The sequence below is a fragment of the Pseudoxanthomonas composti genome (assembly GCF_004122095.1).
In the GTDB taxonomy this organism is placed as follows: domain Bacteria; phylum Pseudomonadota; class Gammaproteobacteria; order Xanthomonadales; family Xanthomonadaceae; genus Pseudoxanthomonas_A; species Pseudoxanthomonas_A composti.
This window is the reverse complement of the sequence record NZ_SAWZ01000008.1, coordinates 134,092-151,647: the sequence shown is the minus strand read 5'-3', so window position 1 is coordinate 151,647 and position 17,556 is coordinate 134,092. Positions and strand designations below refer to the sequence as shown.

General features: G+C 62.5%; 15 protein-coding genes. 5 read left to right on the top strand and 10 right to left on the bottom strand.

The annotated features are described in order from the left end of the window. Position 1 precedes the first annotated feature (1 nt). From EPA99_RS14815 to EPA99_RS14795, 5 genes are all read left to right on the top strand, one after another. Positions 2-730, top strand: coding sequence for an SDR family oxidoreductase (locus EPA99_RS14815; protein WP_129472014.1), 729 nt, complete (start codon positions 2-4; stop codon positions 728-730). 1 nt (position 731) lies between these two features. Then, complete coding sequence (locus tag EPA99_RS14810; RefSeq protein WP_129472013.1) at positions 732-1,676, top strand: NAD-dependent epimerase/dehydratase family protein; 945 nt, start codon at positions 732-734, stop codon at positions 1,674-1,676. A 24-nt stretch (positions 1,677-1,700) separates the two neighbouring features. Further along, entirely contained in the window at positions 1,701-2,996 is a 1,296-nt protein-coding gene (locus tag EPA99_RS14805) for an NAD(P)/FAD-dependent oxidoreductase (protein ID WP_129472012.1), read from the top strand. After that, on the top strand, positions 2,993-3,385 hold the full coding sequence (locus tag EPA99_RS14800) for a GtrA family protein (RefSeq protein ID WP_129472011.1): 393 nt from the start codon (positions 2,993-2,995) through the stop codon (positions 3,383-3,385). The genes EPA99_RS14805 and EPA99_RS14800 overlap by 4 nt, the downstream gene beginning before the upstream one ends. Positions 3,386-3,499: 114 nt before the next feature. Further along, complete coding sequence (locus EPA99_RS14795; protein WP_129472010.1) at positions 3,500-4,939, top strand: hypothetical protein; 1,440 nt, start codon at positions 3,500-3,502, stop codon at positions 4,937-4,939. Positions 4,940-5,183: 244 nt separating this feature from the next. On the opposite strand, the gene EPA99_RS14790 is transcribed toward EPA99_RS14795, so the two are convergent. The 10 genes from EPA99_RS14790 to EPA99_RS14745 all read right to left on the bottom strand — a co-directional run bounded on the left by EPA99_RS14790 (position 5,184) and on the right by EPA99_RS14745 (position 17,537). Continuing rightward, on the bottom strand, positions 5,184-5,711 hold the full coding sequence (locus EPA99_RS14790) for a hypothetical protein (protein ID WP_129472009.1): 528 nt from the start codon (positions 5,709-5,711) through the stop codon (positions 5,184-5,186). 23 nt (positions 5,712-5,734) lie between these two features. After that, positions 5,735-7,336, bottom strand: coding sequence for a hypothetical protein (locus EPA99_RS14785; protein ID WP_129472008.1), 1,602 nt, complete (start codon positions 7,334-7,336; stop codon positions 5,735-5,737). 77 nt (positions 7,337-7,413) lie between these two features. Continuing rightward, entirely contained in the window at positions 7,414-8,388 is a 975-nt protein-coding gene (locus EPA99_RS14780; protein WP_206733770.1) for a CgeB family protein, read from the bottom strand. Then, positions 8,385-10,895, bottom strand: a complete 2,511-nt coding sequence (locus EPA99_RS14775) for a glycosyltransferase family protein (protein ID WP_129472007.1) — start codon at positions 10,893-10,895, stop codon at positions 8,385-8,387. The genes EPA99_RS14780 and EPA99_RS14775 overlap by 4 nt, the downstream gene beginning before the upstream one ends. Positions 10,896-10,949: 54 nt before the next feature. Beyond that, positions 10,950-12,050, bottom strand: coding sequence for a class I SAM-dependent methyltransferase (locus tag EPA99_RS14770; protein ID WP_206733769.1), 1,101 nt, complete (start codon positions 12,048-12,050; stop codon positions 10,950-10,952). Positions 12,051-12,113: 63 nt separating this feature from the next. Continuing rightward, positions 12,114-12,674: a CatB-related O-acetyltransferase gene (locus EPA99_RS14765; protein WP_129472006.1), complete on the bottom strand. Its 561-nt coding sequence runs from the start codon at positions 12,672-12,674 to the stop codon at positions 12,114-12,116. Further along, on the bottom strand, positions 12,671-14,008 hold the full coding sequence (locus tag EPA99_RS14760; RefSeq protein WP_129472005.1) for an ABC transporter ATP-binding protein: 1,338 nt from the start codon (positions 14,006-14,008) through the stop codon (positions 12,671-12,673). The genes EPA99_RS14765 and EPA99_RS14760 overlap by 4 nt, the downstream gene beginning before the upstream one ends. A 38-nt stretch (positions 14,009-14,046) precedes the next feature. Beyond that, entirely contained in the window at positions 14,047-14,865 is an 819-nt protein-coding gene (locus tag EPA99_RS14755; protein ID WP_129472004.1) for an ABC transporter permease, read from the bottom strand. A 25-nt stretch (positions 14,866-14,890) separates the two neighbouring features. Beyond that, entirely contained in the window at positions 14,891-16,090 is a 1,200-nt protein-coding gene (locus tag EPA99_RS14750; RefSeq protein ID WP_129472003.1) for a cystathionine gamma-synthase, read from the bottom strand. Between the two features lie 70 nt (positions 16,091-16,160). Continuing rightward, positions 16,161-17,537 carry a pyridoxal-phosphate dependent enzyme gene (locus EPA99_RS14745; protein WP_129472002.1) on the bottom strand — a complete coding sequence of 459 codons (1,377 nt, stop codon included), beginning with the start codon at positions 17,535-17,537 and terminating at the stop codon, positions 16,161-16,163. Positions 17,538-17,556 lie beyond the last annotated feature (19 nt).

Sequence of the window (17,556 nt, the reverse complement as noted above, 5' to 3'; positions counted from 1 at the left end):
CATGCAACGCGTCCTCATCATCGGTGCCACCTCGGCCATCGCCGAAGCCACGGCACGTCGCTACGCCGAACGCGGCGCGTCGATCCATCTGCTCGGCCGCCAGGCGAGCCGGCTGGAGACCATCGCCGCTGACCTGCGAACACGCGGCGCGACAGCCAGTGTCGGCGTCCTCGATGTCAACGATGGCGCCTCGCACGCGCCCGCACTGGATGGGGCCTGGGCCTCCTTGGATGAGGTCGACATCGTGCTGATCGCGCATGGCACGCTCCCCGATCAGGCGGCCTGCGACGCGTCGGTCGAGCTGGCCTTGCGCGAATTTGCCACCAATGGCACATCCACGATTGCGCTCTGCGCAGCACTGGCGCTGCGTCTGAAGTCGGGCTCCACGCTGGCGGTCATCTCCTCAGTAGCAGGCGATCGCGGCCGTGCCAGCAATTATCTTTATGGCAGCGCCAAGGCCGCCGTCAGCGCCTACTTGAGCGGCTTGGGCCAACGCCTGCGCCCGGCAGGGATCAACGTCCTCACCATCAAGCCGGGCTTCGTGGATACGCCGATGACAGCCGCCTTCAAGAAGGGCGCGCTGTGGGCGAAGCCTGCACAGGTGGCCAAGGGCATCGTGCGCGCCATCGACAAGCGCCAGCCCGTGGCCTACCTGCCATCGTTCTGGTGGGCGATCATGCTGGTCATCAAATCCATTCCCGAATTCGTCTTCCGCAGGATCAAGCTCTGACATGACCGACAAACACGCCAAGATCGTCATCACCGGCGCCGCGGGCCTGGTCGGCCAGAACCTGATCGTCGAACTGGAGCAGCAGGGCTACACCCAGTTGGTGGCGATCGACAAGCATGCGCACAACCTGCAGGTCCTGCGCGAACTGCATTCGGCCGTGCGCGTGGTCGAGGCGGATCTGGCCGAGCCTGGCGACTGGGCGCGCGAATTCGAGGGCGCGGCGTGCGTGGCCCAGTTGCACGCACAGATCACCGGCAAGACCACCGACCTGTTCACCCGCAACAACCTGACCGCGACCGCGCACGTGCTCGATGCCTGCCGCGCGGCGAAGGTGCCGTACCTGGTGCACATCAGCTCCTCGGTGGTGAACTCGGTGGCCAAGGACGACTACACCAACACCAAGCGCGCGCAGGAAGAGATGGTGGTCGCCAGCGGCCTGCGCCACTGCGTGCTGCGCCCGACCCTGATGTTCGGCTGGTTCGACCCCAAGCACCTGGGCTGGCTGTCGCGCTTCATGGCCAAGACGCCGGTGTTCCCGATCCCGGGCGATGGCCGCTTCATGCGCCAGCCGCTGTACGAACGCGACTTCTGCCGCTGCATCGCCAAGTGCATCGAGCGCGAACCCGACGGCGATGTCTACGACATCGTCGGCGACACCCGCGTGGACTACGTCAACATCATCAAGACGATCAAGCGAGTCAAGAAACTGCACACCTTGATCGTGCATATCCCGATCGGCTTCTTCGCCTTCCTGCTGCGTGTGTATTCGCTCTTCAGTTCCAAGCCGCCGTTCACCGCCGACCAGTTGAAGGCGCTGAGCGCCGGCGACGACTTCAAGGGCGTCGATACTGAAGCGGTGTTCGGCGTGCGCCAAACGCCGTTCGAAGACGCGATCCGCGAGAGCTATACCGACCCGCGCTACAGCCACATCGTGCTCAAGCGCTGACCCGTCATACGAGACTTAGAAACTATGAGCACATTCGCGATCGTCGGCAGCGGCCCCATGGGCCTGATGGCCGCCATGGAACTGTTGAAGAAAGGCCACCAGGTCGACGTCTACGAACGCGACGACCGCATCGGCGGCATGTCCGCAGATTTCGATTTCGACGGCCTGCGCATCGAGCGGTACTACCACTTCATCTGCAAGACGGATTTCCCGCTGTTCAAGCTGCTCGAGGATCTGAAGCTGTCCGACCGCCTGCACTGGACGGACACCAAGATGGGGTATTACTACCAGGGCAAGCTGCACAAGTGGGGAACGCCGTTCGCGCTGCTCGGCTTCCCGCACCTGGGGCTGGTCGACAAGATCCGCTACGCCCTGCACGTCATGCACACCAAGGGCATCAGCGACTGGACCGCGCTGGACAAGGAGAACGCGCGCGACTGGATCACCCGCTGGATCGGCCCCAAGGCCTACAAGGTGATGTGGGAGAAGGCGTTCGCGCTGAAGTTCTTCGAATACCAGAACGATCTGTCCGCGTCGTGGATCGGCACCCGCATCAAGCGCGTGGCGCTGTCGCGGCGCAATCTGTTCAACGAAAGCATGGGCTATCTGGAAGGCGGCTCGGCCGTGCTGCTGGAACGCATGGCCGCGGAAGTGACGCGCCTGGGCGGACGCATCCTGCTGTCGGAGCCGATCGAGGAAGTCGCCTCGGCCGACGGCAAGGTCACCGGCATCCGCACCCGCGACGGCCACCATGCCTACGACGGCGTGGTATCGACAGCCCCGATCCAGTACGTGCCCGGCATGGTGCCCGGCCTGCCCAAGACCTTCGCCGACCAGGTCGCCGCGATCGAGAACATCCCGGTCGCCTGCGTGATCCTGAAGCTGTCCAAGCCGGTCAGCGAGAACTTCTGGATGAACATCAGCGACGAGCGGATCGCCATCCCCGGCCTGATCGAGTACAGCAACCTCAACCCTGGCAAGGGTCCGGGCGAGCACATCGTGTATGCGCCCTACTACATGCCCAAGACCCACCCGAAGTGGCAGTGGAGCAACCAGCAACTGATCGACGAGGTCATCAGCTACCTGCCGATGATCAATCCGGACTTCAAGCCGGAGTGGATCCGCGCCACCCATTGCCATCGCTACGAGTATGCGCAGACCATCTGCCCGCCTGGTTTCCAGGACATGCTGCCGCCGATGAAGACGCCGCTGCGCGGTTTCTACATGGCGGATACGGCGTACTACTACCCGGAAGATCGCTCGATCAACGAAAGCATCGACGTCGGCAGGCGCCTGGCCGAGGTCGCGGCGAGCGCATGATCAGCAAGCGGTTCTTCTTCTTCCTGTTGTCCGGCGGCATCGCTGCCGCCGCCAACTTCGGCTCGCGCATCCTCTTCAGCCTCTGGTTTCCGTATGCGGCGGCGATCGTCCTGGCCTATCTGGTCGGCATGACCACGGCCTTCATCCTGATGCGCAAGCTGGCGTTCAAGGAAACCTCCAACACCCAGCGCACGCAGATCGCCTGGTTCGTCGTGGTCAACGCCGTCGCCCTGCTGCAGACCCTGGCGATCAGTCTGTTGCTGGCGAAATGGGTGTTTCCCTGGCTCGGCATCCGCTATCTGGACGAAACGATCGCCCATGCGATCGGCGTCGCCGTGCCTGTGGTCACCAGCTACCTCGGCCACAAGTACCTGTCGTTCAAGAACTGACCCGCTTCCCGCCTCGCCGCCCCTGCACGGGGCGAAAGGCATTCGACCACCGTGCACCACCACGCGAGCAATGGCGCCATGCCCCACGCTTCCCAACCGCCCTCGTCCGGCCCCATGCAACTCGCCCGAAGGCTTCTTCTTCCGTGGTTGGCACTGACGCTCGTTGTAGGAGCGTTCTACCACTGGTCCGGGCTGAACATCCAGACGTTCAGGGCAGAATCCGGCCTGTTCATCGCCTGGGCGTACAGTGGCGATCTGGCCCACTTTGTCGACGCACACATTTATTTGTCCTATAGCGGGCATTACACGCCGCTGTATTTCGCCGCTGAACTGCTGCAGGCAAGACTGTTCAGCACCAACGAGCATCTGTGGTTCTGGCGGCAGATGCTGCTGCTTGGGCTGCTGGGTACCGCACTGGCGTCGCTCACGCGCACGACGCTGGAGGCATTGGGCAATCGTCGCGGTCTTGCGCAGATCGCCGGCTATCTACTCGCCTTGGTGTTGCTGCTGCAGCCGGCGATCGCGGAAATGGTGACCTGGCCATTCATGGCCGCACAGTTCCTCTGCATGACGTGTGCGGCGATAGGGCTGCGCCATCTGATTCGCGCCAGTGCGTTCCAGGACGAGCGCGCCTTGTTCTGGGCGATGGCCTGGAGCTATGCCTCGATGCATTTTCTCGGCGTCGGCTTCGTCGTCAGCATCACCACCCTGTTCAGCTGCTGCGTGCTGATGTGGAGCCAACGGCTCGCGCCCCGTCACTGGCGCACCATCTGCATCTTCGCCGTACTGACGGCGCTGCATGGCGTCATGATGACCCGCGGCGTGCCGACACAGGAACTGGCGATACCGCCGTCGACGCTGGTGAAACGGTTCGGTGCGCTGTACATGGGACTGGTGCACGGTGGACTGCAGTCGCTGTGGGCCAGCGGGCGCTTCCGCTGGCCGGACGTGGAAGCATTCCCGGTCGATGCCGTCTATGGTCTTGCCCTGCTCGCGGCACTACTCGCGACCGCGATCGCCATGGCCCAGCGAAGCCGCACGCAATCGCGGCCGTCCCTGATGCTGGCCAGCATCGTGGTCGGCTTCCCCGCTCTCGCGTTGGCACTGTTCAGTGCGCTCCCCGTGCTGCGGACCAAGGGCACCCTGGATCCGCACAGCCTGGATGGCTACCTGTTCGGCACGCGCTATCTGATCTTCGCCACCTTCTTCGCCTACCTGCCGATCAGCGCACTTGTTGGCATGGTTGCGCGCAAGCTGGGGAAACCGATGCTGGTGCCGCTGCTGATCCTGTCCCTAGGATCGGCGGCCGGCACAGCTGCCTTCATTCGCATCACCATTCCGCAGATCTGGCCTTACTTGCTCACGCCCTCCGATGTGCTGTGGGCCAACGTGGTCAAGGAAGCCGCGACGCAACAGAAGGCGCAGGGCCACGTAAAGGACCGCCCGCTGAGCGAGCTCGACCATGAGTTCAATCCGCCGATGCACATGTTCACGCCGTTGATCGAGCGCGACCTCGGCTGCAGCAAGTGCATCCACATCGAGAGCACCCCCTGACCGCTGTGCCGGGCGCTGCTGCAGCGTCCGGCGCGCAATGCCGCATTTGCTGACGCATCAGCGATCAGCGCGCCGACGGCGCAGACAAAGCAAACCGGCACGCGGCGCCTATGCGCCTTTGAAGCGGGAATAGTGAGCGAGGCCGCGGCTGTGACTGCGGCCGTGCAATGTCACCTGATCGCAGCGACGCCAGTGACAACCGAGCGCACCGCACACCGTGCGGGTGCGCCCATTGCGTAGCAGATCAACGCTGATACAACATCAGATTGAGCACCTTGCTCTCAGGGTTGCCGTTGATCGTCAACGACTCCTTGCCCTGCGCGGGGTAGACCCAGACGACCAGCTTGTCGTCGCCGGACTCGCGTGCCAGTTCGTAGCGCACCACGCCACCGCTTTGCTGCAGCGCAAACTCGGATTCCAACGTGACCGGCAGATAGTCGTTGTCCTTGGAGCCGGCAAGCTCCGCTCTTCCGATAGTGCAGCGCTCGTCCTGACAGAGCTTCAGGGCAATCTTGCCCTGGGCGGCACCACCGCTGTTGCCGATCTGCACCGCCGCCCGCTTGACGTGCAGGGTGGCCGGGGGCGCGAAGGTGCCGGCAAGCACTTGTCGATCGTTCAACGGAATCGCCGCATTGGAGGAGTCGTCCATCGGCACGCGAACGGAGACATCGCCTGCCGCCAGATACTTCTCGCATTCGCTGGCGGGATACTGTCGGCACCCGGCCAGTATCCACAGGACGGAGGCCATGGCCAGCATCGGACGCACGCGCATTTCGTTTCTCCTCGATTTCCGCTTCAGGCCGACGGCAACAGCGCGTCGGCCCTGGCCCACAGCAGGCCAAGATTGATCAACAGCTGAAGGACGACGCACGCCAACGCGATCCGCTTGCCCATCCGGTCCTGCATGAACTTCATCGCGAACACGCACAGCACGATGCCGATGGCCTGCAGGCCATGCACCGCAGGAATCGCCGGCGCGCTGAATACGCCCACCAACAGCGCGCTGGGCAACACCACGAAGGCGAAGAGTTCCTTGGGCCGGCGACTGCCGTAGGTCCATGCGCCTGCATACGCCTGGGCGCTCAGCAACACGCCCATGGCGCCGGTGATCGAGATCAGCATCTCCTGGAAGAGCTGATTGGGCACCAGTGGATAGGTGCCCAGATACAGCGGCAGGAACGTCCGCGCTGCATTGGCGACGCGCACCCAGAGCAGATCGCCCAGGCTCGCCGAACTCAACAGGTTCTGCGCCACCAGGTCCGACGGAATCTGCAGGTACCATCGCGTCCACAGCCACCAGGGCAACACGCAGGCGACCAGGGCCACGCCGTAGGCGATCACGTTACGCACGCACTGCGGCTTGAATCCGTCGCGCAGCAGGATGTACAGCCCGAAGCATCCGGCAAAGACGATCGCGTAGGGATGGGACCAGTACGCCATGCCCGCCAGCACACCGGCGGCGAAGGCGGAACGGCGCGACAGCAATGCGTAGGCACCTAGGATCAGGAAGAAGCCACCCAGGGATTTCGGCCAGGTGAACAGGGTCTGCGCGATGAAGTACGGGCTGCTGACGACCAGCAGCAATCCGGCCAACACATTCGCGCCGCGCAGTCCGGCCCGCATGAGCAGCAGTGCCGCGCCGAGCAGCAACGTGCTGTTCAACACGATGCCGACCGCCAGGAACTGCCGGAATGCTTCGTCGTCGCCCAGGCTTCCGACGTCCGGCCAATCCTGGCCGACATACTTGAACCTGGGCAGCGCGTGGACCTGCTTGGCCGGCGGATCCAGCACGGCACGGAACGGCACGTTCACCAGCGACATCAGAATGGGGCGGTTGGACAGCTCCTGCCCGGGCATGAGCGGTCGCTCGAACGCGAACTGGATGTCCCGCAGCAGGAACTCGCTGGACAGAAACGGCAGGTAGTTGTCCGCCGGGAACGCCCCCATCATCACCTGCACCTTGACGTGCAGATGGTGGTTCTTGATCACGTACGGCCCATCCGTCAACTCGCCGGGAAAGCGGACCGGCATCGACACGATCGCCATGCACGACAACGCCATGCCGATCCATGCGGCGAAACCAAGAACGGTCAGCCGCCAACGCCCGGCCAGCAACTTGCCCAGCACGCCGTGGCGATACCACTGCCAGCAGGAAAGCGCGTACAGCAGCGCGAACCCGATGCAGGCATTGAGCCGGTTGTCGCTGGGAAGGGAGACGACGAAGACGCCAAGCGCGCCATGCCCGACCACGCCCACAGCGACGGAGTACGCCAGCAGTTCCACGCCGTGTAGCCGTCGACCAGCTTCGCTGAGCGACAGCAACCCTGCCCCCACGCCGAGCAACGACAACGCCACCGCGACGCAAAGCGCCAGGCTTCCCCACAACTCCACTGCCACGTTACCGACTCCTCACGTACGCGAACCACGTTTCCCGTTGCCGAGGCTCGGCCATCGGCCAAGCCCCGGCTTCCCCGTCAACGGCCGGCCTGCCACTCCTGTACATGCTGCAGCATCGTCTGCGCGCGGTGCAGATAGGTATGTTCGCGCAGCGTGCGCTGCTGGGCGGCCGCAGCGATCGCCAGGCAGCGGGTACGATCGCCCACCATGGCCTCTATGCACTCGCGGAACTCGCGCACGGAGTTGTAGAGCAGGACCTCGGTGCCGGGCGCATAGTAATCGACGATCTCCAGGCTCTCGACGAAGAACAACTGGGTCGTGCCTGCCATCGCGGCTTCAAACGTGCGCGGGCCCGGCGTGGAGGGGTCCAGCTTGAAGCGGTCGTTGGCGTAATGGTAGTCGCGCCCCATGTTGAGCGTGATCCAGGCGCGCGCATACCGATCCGAGAGTTCGTTGTTGGGCAGGCGCTGGTTGCGGCAGAACGGCAACTCCGACTCCGGCCAGCCGTCGCCCAGTACCACCGCGGCGTGTTCCTGCAACGGCGTTGCCAGATCGCGCAGCAACTTGATCCGGTTGCCGAAGGCCACGCCGCAGAAAAAGATGTTGACGTCCTTGGTCGCCGAGATCGGACGCCAGTGCGCGCGTTCGCTTGCTGCCAGCGGCAGGTGAAACGCGCGCGGGTGGTCGTAGTGCTCGGCGCACCACTTGTCGTTGCTGAAGACAAGATCGGCAACGTCCTTGATCTTGTAGCTGAAATCGAACTCGTAAGGATCGTCGTGCAGCCAGAACACCAGCGTTGCGCCGGTCTGCGCGCAGTAGCGCTTGATGCCGCTGTAATCGGCATCGTCGGGCATGCACGAACCGAAGCACACCACCAACTCCGGCCTGGCCGACCACGCCTTGGTCGCCGCGTGCTCGAGCGGCACGTTCACCACCGATTCGATCCCGCGCAACTGCCAGAAACCTTCGGCCACGTAGCTGCGCAGCACAACGTTGCGATTCTGATTGTCCGGCGAAGCACCGCAGACCAGGACGCGAGAGGGCATGCTCATTTCGCAGCTCCAGAGAGGCGGCGCACGACCTCGGAGGCAAGCCTGCGCGCCGTGTTCACTGCGCCGTTCTTCCTGAAATACCGGTACAGCCGGCGCACTCTTCCCGGCTCTGGCGTCGGCACCAGCTGCGCAACCTCGTTCACCACGACAGTCGCGCCGCGTGGCTGGATTGTCCATTCACGATCCATCAGCAACACACCGATCTCCTTGAGCGTCTGCCCACGCGGTGGTGCCCCGGCGTCAAGCGCGCGCCATGGCGGCAACTGTGCCAACAGGCCGCGATAGAGTCCGCTGAGCCACTGCATATGTTCCTGATGACCGACGCCGAGGCCGGCATGCACGTTCGCACGCACGCGCTCGACTTCCGCGCGGTCGGCAATAAGCCTCCGTACCAGCGAGACGATCGCGCCCGATTCTCCCATTGGTAACTTGAAACCGTTGACGCCATCGACCACTCGCTCGCCCAGAGCGCCCGTGTCCGAGACGATCGGCACCAACCCCGCGCTCCACGCCTCGGACAGGCTGATGCAGTAGGTCTCAGGCCAGATGGAGAAGTGCATCGACATCGAGAAGCCAGCCAGTATCTGCGGCAGGCTGCCCGGGCGATAAGCGCCATGCACCCGCAGATTCGGAATCTTCAGTACGTTGAAGATGTCGCTGTACGGCTCGGAAAGTCGCCCGATCACCGTGAATTCGACATTGTCCGTCCGCAGCTGATTGAAGGCATGGACCAGTTGGTCGCCACCCTTGTTCTTGGTGAAGTTGCCGACGATGGCGATTCGCAATGGCGTATCCGGCAATTCCGGCCGGTGCTGTGGCACCATCGCACGCTCGTCGCCAAGCGGCATCGGCACACCCATGATCCGTAGCTTGTCGCTTCCCTCCAGCAACGGATACATCGTCCTGAACAGCGATGCCACGCCCTCGGTATTGGCATGCAGCGCATCCATCGCCAACAACATGCGTCCGAAAAAGGCTCTGCGCTTGGCCTGACTGCCCGCTCCAAGGCCGTGCGCTGCGTTAAGGCACACATCACAGGTCTCCGCCGGCAGCGCGGGGATGTTGCAGTAGACCCCGCGGTAGTCCAGCAGGTTGAAGCGCGAACAGACCACGTAATAGTCATGCAGGCTCGACACGGCGGGAATTCCGAGCGCCGACGGAATAAAGCCGAGCGATGGCACATGGCCAATCAGATGCTGGAAATGCACCAGGTCGATCTGAAACTTTTCAAGCAACCGGGAGAATACTTGCTCACGTTCGGGGCAGGACAGGAGCGACTCGTCGAGCCCGGCAGCACAGTCGTAGCTCTGAACTACCTGCATTGCTTCGTTGTACACCACGTAGCGCATGCCAACGGGCGTCACCGACCGATCCGGAACATAGAAGAACAGTTCGTACTCGTCCTTAAGTGCTCGGCGCACGGAATCCTGGTACACCTCCACGCCGCCATAGGGTTCTACGCCGAGAACGTTGTGCGACACCATCATCAGGCGCCGGCGCTGCCTGGTCTCGGACAACAGCGACGGCGCGGGCGCTATCGCCAGGGCATCCAGCTCCGTGAACAGGGCCCGCACGCGATTCGCGTACAGGTGCTCCGCCCGGGCGCGAAGCTGCGCCGCGCGCGCAATCACCAAGCGCTCCTGTGGGTAGGCCAAATAATGCTCGAGCTTCTGGATGCATTCCTGCGCGTTCGAGAATCCGACGTACTCCTTTCCCTCGGTGAAGAAATCATCCACCCTGATTTCAGGAATAGAGGTATCCACCAACTGGAAGCCGCCGGCCAAAGCCACCTCAAAGAAGCGCGGTCCGGGTGTATGCGCGATTGGATCGTTCCCAGAAGAGGAGAACGCCCGGTGCAAAGTCAGCACGGAACGGCTGCGATTGGAAAACTTCGCAAACTCCGTATTCGGTGTTCGCCAGTCGTACTCGCTCAGCTCCATGCCGAGCTTTGGGGGGGGGATATAAGGGTTGGCGGGCAAGGCCAGCTTCAAGCGGATCTCGGGAATCCCAGCCTGCAGCTTGGCGAGGAATTCCGCCCTATTAGGCCAAGCGGTGCCCGCGAAGAACAGATCGTAGAGATAATGCCCGTCGTCTACCTCTGGCAGTGCGTGAAAATGGAAATGCTCGTCCGCGGCGAATGGTAGATGCCGCCCTTTGGACCCGTACCCGGCGACGCTACCGACGTCGTTCGTGAACACCAGATCGAACAGATCCGAGTTCTTCACATTGACACTGCGCTCATAAGGATCTTCTGTGACCCAAAGCACGGCGCGACCACATATGTCCGCCAGGCGCTGGACAACCGAGCGATCAAGCTCTTCGCCATCGAAGGCAAGCAAGAGGTTGCATTTCTGCCGTCGCGCTTCCGCGATCGCCGACGCGTAGTCGGCTTTGATCAGGCACTCAACACCAGGGTCTCGTGAGAGCGCCCTGGCGATTGCTAGGCAGATGTAATGGTTGGGATTACTCCGCTTGGTGTCGAGGAGTAAAACGCGCCATGGCTTCATAAGGTTCCGAAGTTTGCAACCCGTGCGCGCGGATCGATTACCGCAATCTTAACATCACTGTGCGCCGGTGAACATTCGCTTCAACGATCGCACCGGCGCCATCAGGCGCCAACTGAAAGAGGCGCGCATTCGTTCCAACGCCATTTCATGCTGCAACTTCTCGGCTTGAATTCGTTGCGCCTCCGCGTCTCGCGCCGCCAGCGCATCCGCGAGCTGCACGAGTTCCGCCTGTAACCGTCCCATCAGAAGCGGGACTTCCGCCACTTTCGCGGAAAGTTCGGCGCTGTGAGCGACCTCGCCTCGGTAAGCGGCAGCTTGCTCATCGAGTCGGGACAGCAAGGCCTCATTTTCCTGTCGCAGCTCGGTGAGATCTGCGGAGATTTCACCCCTCGCACGCTCGCTCTCGTTTAATTGCCCCGCCAACCTACCCTGCTCTCGCGCAAGCGTGCCGATGTCCATCTTCGTAGAAATCAGTTGTCCTACGTGCTCGAACAAACGATTGATCAAGACCGGCGCACCTTCCACATCCGTGAACCTGCAAAGCTGCCGTAGCACTTCGGGCTGGTCCTCGCCCACCAGCACCACACCCAAACCATGGGTGTGGGTGAATTCGAAAGAAGGATAGCGCTGACTGATCTCGGCCCAATAGCGCCATACGCCAAAATCACGCTCTCTGACATTGATGTCATGAAAGAGCACTACGGCGCGCTTAGACAGCTTGGGTGCCCACGTTTCGAAATCATTACGAACTGCCTCGTAGGTGTGCAGGCCATCGATGTGCAGTAGATCGACACCGCCATCCTCGAAGTATCCGACCGCCTCTTCGAAGCGCATCCGCATCAGCCGTGAGAAGTCGGCGTAGTTGCGCTGGTGATAGTCGAGCAGCGCAAGGAACACGTCATCGCCGTAGACCCCGGCATGCTCGTCGCCTTCCCAGGTATCCACTGCATAACACTTTGCCTGCACCGCGCACCCCTGTACCGCTTGGCAAAACGCCAGATAGGAAGCCCCGCGATGCGTCCCAAGCTCCACCAGGACACCGGGCCGCATCTCCTCAACCAACCACCCCGCGAACGGGATATGCCCCAGCCAAGCGCTCTCAGGCGTGTACTGAGGGTGCAGAAACATCGTGTTATTGATAGGAAAGTTGATCACAGTTCTGCTCCTGACACGTCATACCCAGAGGGATGCATACACATCGCGCACCATGCTGATGCACTAGTGAAATTGAGCGATGAAAGCATCGACATCGTCCTTGCATAGCAGATGCTGACAGGCATGAATCTTCTCGATTGGCCATTCCCACCATCGGATGCGTAGAAGGGCTTCGACTTGATGATCGGCAAAACGCTTTCTAACTAGCTTGGCCGGATTTCCGGCAACGATTCCATAAGGCGGGATGTCCCTTGTGACCACGGCACCAGCGCCGACGATGGCGCCGTCGCCGATGTTGACGCCAGACAGCACAAGGGCACCGTGGCCCAGCCAGACATCGTTGCCAATCCGCGTCGGCCCCTTGTTGGCGGGGAGCCCATCGCGCTTGGCCAATGGATCTCCAAAAGCAATGCGCAGGGGGAACGTTGTGACCCAGTCGCTACGATGTTCGCCGCCTCCGAAAATGACCACCGCATCGGCGATCGAGCAGAACGCACCGATGCTGATGGACTCATCTTCTGCCCAGACCTTGAGCGTCGGGTTGCCATAGGTAAAGCGTCCCACGCTGATACGTGGGTCGTCGCTGGTCAGTGGCGCGATCCTGCTTTGGTAAACGTCGCTCATTTTGGTGCCGCGATCTCCATCCGCACCCGTTCGAACGGAATGCCAACAAGTCCGTAGCGCAGGGACGGGGATGACACCTTGATGATCACCGCGTCGTGCAGCCAGTGATGCTGCGTATTGGTCAGCGGATCGCCTTCGGCAACGGAAACAGTCATCGAGTAATCGCCGTTTGGCAACAGTGGCAGATGAAAGACGAACTCCGCTTCCAACAGATTGCCAGCGGCCACGTCCAACGGCGGCTGCACATGGGTGAAGGTGTGCTCGCCGAACAACGATTGACCCAGACTGTCCTTGACGAAAAAGCCCAAGATGGGACTCTTCATTTCGCGGTGCGCCTCGGCAACGACGCGCAACGAGACATGCTCGCCGCCGAAGAAGTAGGGCTTTCCGGGATCATCTAGGTTAGTGAGTGTCACCGAGGCAATACTGGCCGCACCAGACTTCCAGCCGTCCGAGTGGGCGATATTGTCGAACAGCTCAAGCCTGATTTCCTCCACCGGCTTAGCTGCCGGGCGCGACGCGCTGGCCTTGCCCTCCCGCTGGTCGAGCGCCTGCAGCTTTACCTCGTCGCCATAGCTTTCCTGAGCGCAATACTCGATGTAAGCCTGAGTTGTCTCTTGCGCGGAGGCATGCATCCGCATTATCCCCCTGTCCAGCCAAAGGGCCGATTGGCAAAAGCTCAGAACCGAGCCGGTATCATGGCTGACGAAGAGCAGCGTGCCACGCTCGCGAAAGGCGCGCAGAAAGCGCATGCATTTCTGTACGAAGACTGCGTCACCCACCGCCAGCGCCTCATCAACCACCATAATATCGGCGTCCACATGCGCGATCACCGCGAAGGCGAGGCGTACGTACATACCGCTGGAGTAAACCTTGACGGGCTGATCGACGAAGTCTCCGATATCGGCGAACGCAAGGATGCGGTCCAGGCGCGCCTCGATTTCCGCGTGGCTAAGTCCAAGGATCGAAGCGCTCATGAAGACGTTTTCGCGCCCGGTGAACTCAGGATTGAAGCCAGCACCCAGTTCCAGCAATGCGGCCACGCGACCATTGACCTGGATTGAGCCAGACGTGGGCGATAGCGTGCCGCAGATCATCTGCAGGAGGGTGGACTTCCCTGAACCGTTACGACCAATGATGCCCACGGTGTCACCACGGCGCACTTCAAAGGACACATCCCGCAGCGCCCAGAACTCCTTGAAGTACTTGCGCGAGGAAAGACCCAACGAACGCCCGATACGCGGGAAAAGAGCCTGCTTGATGCGATCGTGCGGCTTGTCGTACACCTGGTAGCACTTGGAGGCGCCAGAGACGCGAATGGCTACTTCCGACATGATGAACCCTTGAATTGAATTCGATGCTTCGCTAACGATCAGACGACGTCCGCAAAACCGCGACGCACAAGTTGGAACCAGTAGTAGCCCAGATAGGCCAGGACGAGACTGCCGACTGAGTACTTGAGAAGTCCCATCCAGTCAGGGGGCAGCCCCCACATCAACACGTTCCTGGACTGCTCGATAATGAAAGTCAGCGGATTGAGATAGATCCACTTCCGCATGGCCTCTGGCAGCGCGGTGATGGGATACAGCGCCGGACTCATGAACAGCAGCACAGTCGCCAGGAGACCGGTGATCTGCCCAATGTCGCGGTAGTACACGCCCAACGCAGCGAAGAACCAGGTCACTCCCGCAGCAACCATCGCCAGCGGTGCAATCACCAGCGGGAAGTAAACCACCGTCAACGGCAGGCGATGTAGCAAAAGGAACTGCGCAACGAGGAGTACCGCCAAGGTGATGACCATGTGGAAAAGCGACGACGCCACCGCCGACCACGTCAAGATCTCCAGCGGGAATACGACCTTCTTGACATAGCTTGCGTTCGCGAGCACCAGCATCGGCGCACGACTGATGCACTCGGACAGGAATCCATGGACCATGATGCCGGCAAACAGGATGATCGCGAACTCGGCACGATTCGTTTCTGCAGAGCCGCCCCAACGCGCATTGAATACGTATGAGAACACGAAGGTGTAGACCGCCAACATCAACAGCGGATTGAAGAACGACCACGCCAGGCCAGCGATGGAGCCACGATAACGACCGAGCACCTCGCGCTTGGCGAGTTGATAGATCAACTTGCGGTGTCGCGCGAAGCTGCGCAGCGCCGAGGCCGGCGACAGGAGGTTGCTCATCAGGAACTTCGCCTCTTGGAACGGGTCAGTGGCAGGGCGCGGGCGCAAGCGCCAGCTCGAGATCCAACCGCAAATCCCCCACCTCCTCCACCCCCACGCTCAACCGCACCAGCGCATCGCTGATGCCGAGCTGGGCGCGGCGTTCGACCGGGATCGAGGCATGGGTCATCACTGCGGGGTGGTTGACCAGGCTCTCCACGCCGCCCAGCGATTCGGCCAGGGTAAACAGCTCAGTGCGCTCGCAGAAGCGCTTGGCCGCCTCGAAGCCGCCCTTAAGGACGATGGAAATGATGCCGCCGTAGCCGGGCATCTGGCGCTGGGCCAAGGCATGCTGCGGGTGGGAAGGCAGGCCGGGGTAGATCACCTGCTCCACCGCAGGATGCGTGTCCAGCCACTGCGCCAGCGCCAAGGCGTTGTCGCAGTGGGCGCGCATGCGCAGCGGCAGGGTCTTCAGGCCACGCAAGGCGAGGAAGCTGTCGAACGGGCCCTGCACGCCACCGACCGAGTTCTGCAGGAAGGCCATGCGCTCGGCCAGGTCGGCGTCATCGCCCACCACCGCCATGCCCCCGACCATGTCCGAATGCCCGTTGAGGTACTTGGTGGCCGAGTGCACCACCAGGTCCGCGCCCAGCTCCAGCGGGCGCTGCAGCATCGGCGTGGCGAAGGTGTTATCGACCACCACCAGCAGCCCGCGCTTGCGCGCGACGGCCGCGATCTGGGTGATGTCCACCAGCTTGAGCATGGGGTTGGTCGGCGTCTCGATCCAGACCATGCGGGTCCTGTCGGTGATCGCAGCCTCGAAGGCCGCGACATCGGTCAGATCGACGAAGCTGAAATCCAGCCCCGCGCTGCGCCGGCGCACGCGCTCGAACAGGCGAAAGCTGCCGCCGTAGAGGTCGTCCATGGCGATCACATGATCGCCGCTGTCCAGCAGCTCCAGCACGGTGGAGGTGGCTGCCATGCCCGAGGCGAAGGCGAAGCCACGGGTGCCGCCCTCCAGGGCCGCCACGCAACGCTCGTAGGCGAAACGGGTGGGATTGTGGGTCCGCGAATACTCGAAGCCCTGGTGCTCCCCAGGGCTATGCTGCGCATAAGTCGAGGTCGCGTAGATCGGCGGCATGACCGCGCCGGTCGAAGGATCGGGCGACTGGCCACCGTGGATGGCGAGCGTCGCAAGCGACAGCTTGCGATCGCCGTCCTGGCTCCCGTGCTTGGAATCGGACATGAGGGCTTCCAAAAGTTAGCCGGCGATTCTACCAGTCCAGGGCCCCGGCCTTCAGCGCCGGGGATTCAGCTCACTGAACGCGCCGGCGCAGGTAGTTGAGCAGGTCGATCCGGGTGATCAGGCCCAGGAAGCGGTCTTGGTCGCGGTCCATCACGATCGCCACCTGCCCGCGGTCGAACACCGGCAGCAGGGCCTCGATCGGGGACTTCACATCCAGCCGTTCCAGCTTGCTGACCATCGCGGTGGAGACCGGGTCGCGGAAGCGCGCCTCATCGCCGTAGACATGCAGCAGCACGTCCGATTCGTCGATGATGCCCACCAACTTCTCGCCATCCATGACCGGCAGCTGCGACACGTCATAGAGCTTCATGCGCTGGTAGGCGGTGGTCAGCAGGTCGTTCGGCCCCACCACCACGGTGTCCTTCTGGCTGTAGGGGCGCAGGATGAGGTCGCGCAGGTCGCCGTGCTGCGGGCGCTCCAGGAAGCCGTTGTCCAGCATCCAGTAGTCGTTGTACATCTTGGACAGGTACTTGTTGCCGGTGTCACAGACGAACACCAGCACCTTCTTCGGCGTGGTCTGCTCGCGGCAGTACTTCAGCGCCGCCGCCAGCAGGGTGCCGGTGGAGGAGCCGCCGAGGATGCCCTCCTTGGACAGCAGCTCGCGCGCGGTGTGGAAGCTTTCGGCATCGCTGATGGCATAGGCCTTCTTGACCCGGGAGAAGTCGGAAATCCCCGGCAGGAAGTCCTCGCCGATGCCTTCCACCAGCCAGCTGCCGGACTTCTCGCTCAGCGTGCCCTCGTTGATGTACTCGGCCAGGATCGACCCCACCGGGTCGGCCAGCACCATCTCTACGTTTGGCGCATGCTCGGCAAAGCACGCCGACAGCCCGCTCATGGTGCCCGAGCTGCCGCAGCCGAAGACGATGGCATCCAGCTGCCCGTCCATCTGCCGCAGGATCTCCGGGCCGGTGCCGAACTGGTGCGCGGCCGGGTTGTCGGGGTTGCCGAACTGGTTGATGAAGTAGGCGCCCGGGGTGTCGGCGGCGATCTGCGCGGCCAGGTCCTGGTAATACTCCGGGTGTCCCTTGGCCACGTCCGAGCGGGTCAGCACCACCTCGGCGCCCATGGCCTTGAGGTTGAAGATCTTCTCCCGGCTCATCTTGTCCGGGACCACCAGGATCAGCTTGTAACCCTTCTGCTGGGCCACCAGGGCCAGGCCGATGCCGGTGTTGCCCGCCGTACCCTCCACCAGCGTGTCGCCAGGCTTGATGTCGCCGCGCTTTTCGGCCGCGGTGATCATCGACATGCCGATGCGGTCCTTGATCGACCCGCCCGGGTTGGCGCTCTCCAGCTTCAGGTACAGCTCGCAGGGCCCCGTATCCAGGTGCTGGGCCCGGATGATGGGGGTTTGGCCGATGAGGTCGAGGACGGAAGAGTGGATCGCCATGCGGTCGCGTTCACGCTGT

What these genes read in the sequence shown, in the direction of transcription:
- EPA99_RS14815 (WP_129472014.1), top strand. Translation starts at nt 2, where the DNA reads ATGCAACGCGTCCTCATCATCGGTGCCACCTCGGCCATCGCCGAAGCC.
- EPA99_RS14810 (WP_129472013.1), top strand. Translation starts at nt 732, where the DNA reads ATGACCGACAAACACGCCAAGATCGTCATCACCGGCGCCGCGGGCCTG.
- EPA99_RS14805 (WP_129472012.1), top strand. Translation starts at nt 1,701, where the DNA reads ATGAGCACATTCGCGATCGTCGGCAGCGGCCCCATGGGCCTGATGGCC.
- EPA99_RS14800 (WP_129472011.1), top strand. Translation starts at nt 2,993, where the DNA reads ATGATCAGCAAGCGGTTCTTCTTCTTCCTGTTGTCCGGCGGCATCGCT.
- EPA99_RS14795 (WP_129472010.1), top strand. Translation starts at nt 3,500, where the DNA reads ATGCAACTCGCCCGAAGGCTTCTTCTTCCGTGGTTGGCACTGACGCTC.
- EPA99_RS14790 (WP_129472009.1), bottom strand. Translation starts at nt 5,711, where the DNA reads ATGCGCGTGCGTCCGATGCTGGCCATGGCCTCCGTCCTGTGGATACTG.
- EPA99_RS14780 (WP_206733770.1), bottom strand. Translation starts at nt 8,388, where the DNA reads ATGAGCATGCCCTCTCGCGTCCTGGTCTGCGGTGCTTCGCCGGACAAT.
- EPA99_RS14775 (WP_129472007.1), bottom strand. Translation starts at nt 10,895, where the DNA reads ATGAAGCCATGGCGCGTTTTACTCCTCGACACCAAGCGGAGTAATCCC.
- EPA99_RS14765 (WP_129472006.1), bottom strand. Translation starts at nt 12,674, where the DNA reads ATGAGCGACGTTTACCAAAGCAGGATCGCGCCACTGACCAGCGACGAC.
- EPA99_RS14760 (WP_129472005.1), bottom strand. Translation starts at nt 14,008, where the DNA reads ATGTCGGAAGTAGCCATTCGCGTCTCTGGCGCCTCCAAGTGCTACCAG.
- EPA99_RS14755 (WP_129472004.1), bottom strand. Translation starts at nt 14,865, where the DNA reads ATGAGCAACCTCCTGTCGCCGGCCTCGGCGCTGCGCAGCTTCGCGCGA.
- EPA99_RS14750 (WP_129472003.1), bottom strand. Translation starts at nt 16,090, where the DNA reads ATGTCCGATTCCAAGCACGGGAGCCAGGACGGCGATCGCAAGCTGTCG.
- EPA99_RS14745 (WP_129472002.1), bottom strand. Translation starts at nt 17,537, where the DNA reads ATGGCGATCCACTCTTCCGTCCTCGACCTCATCGGCCAAACCCCCATC.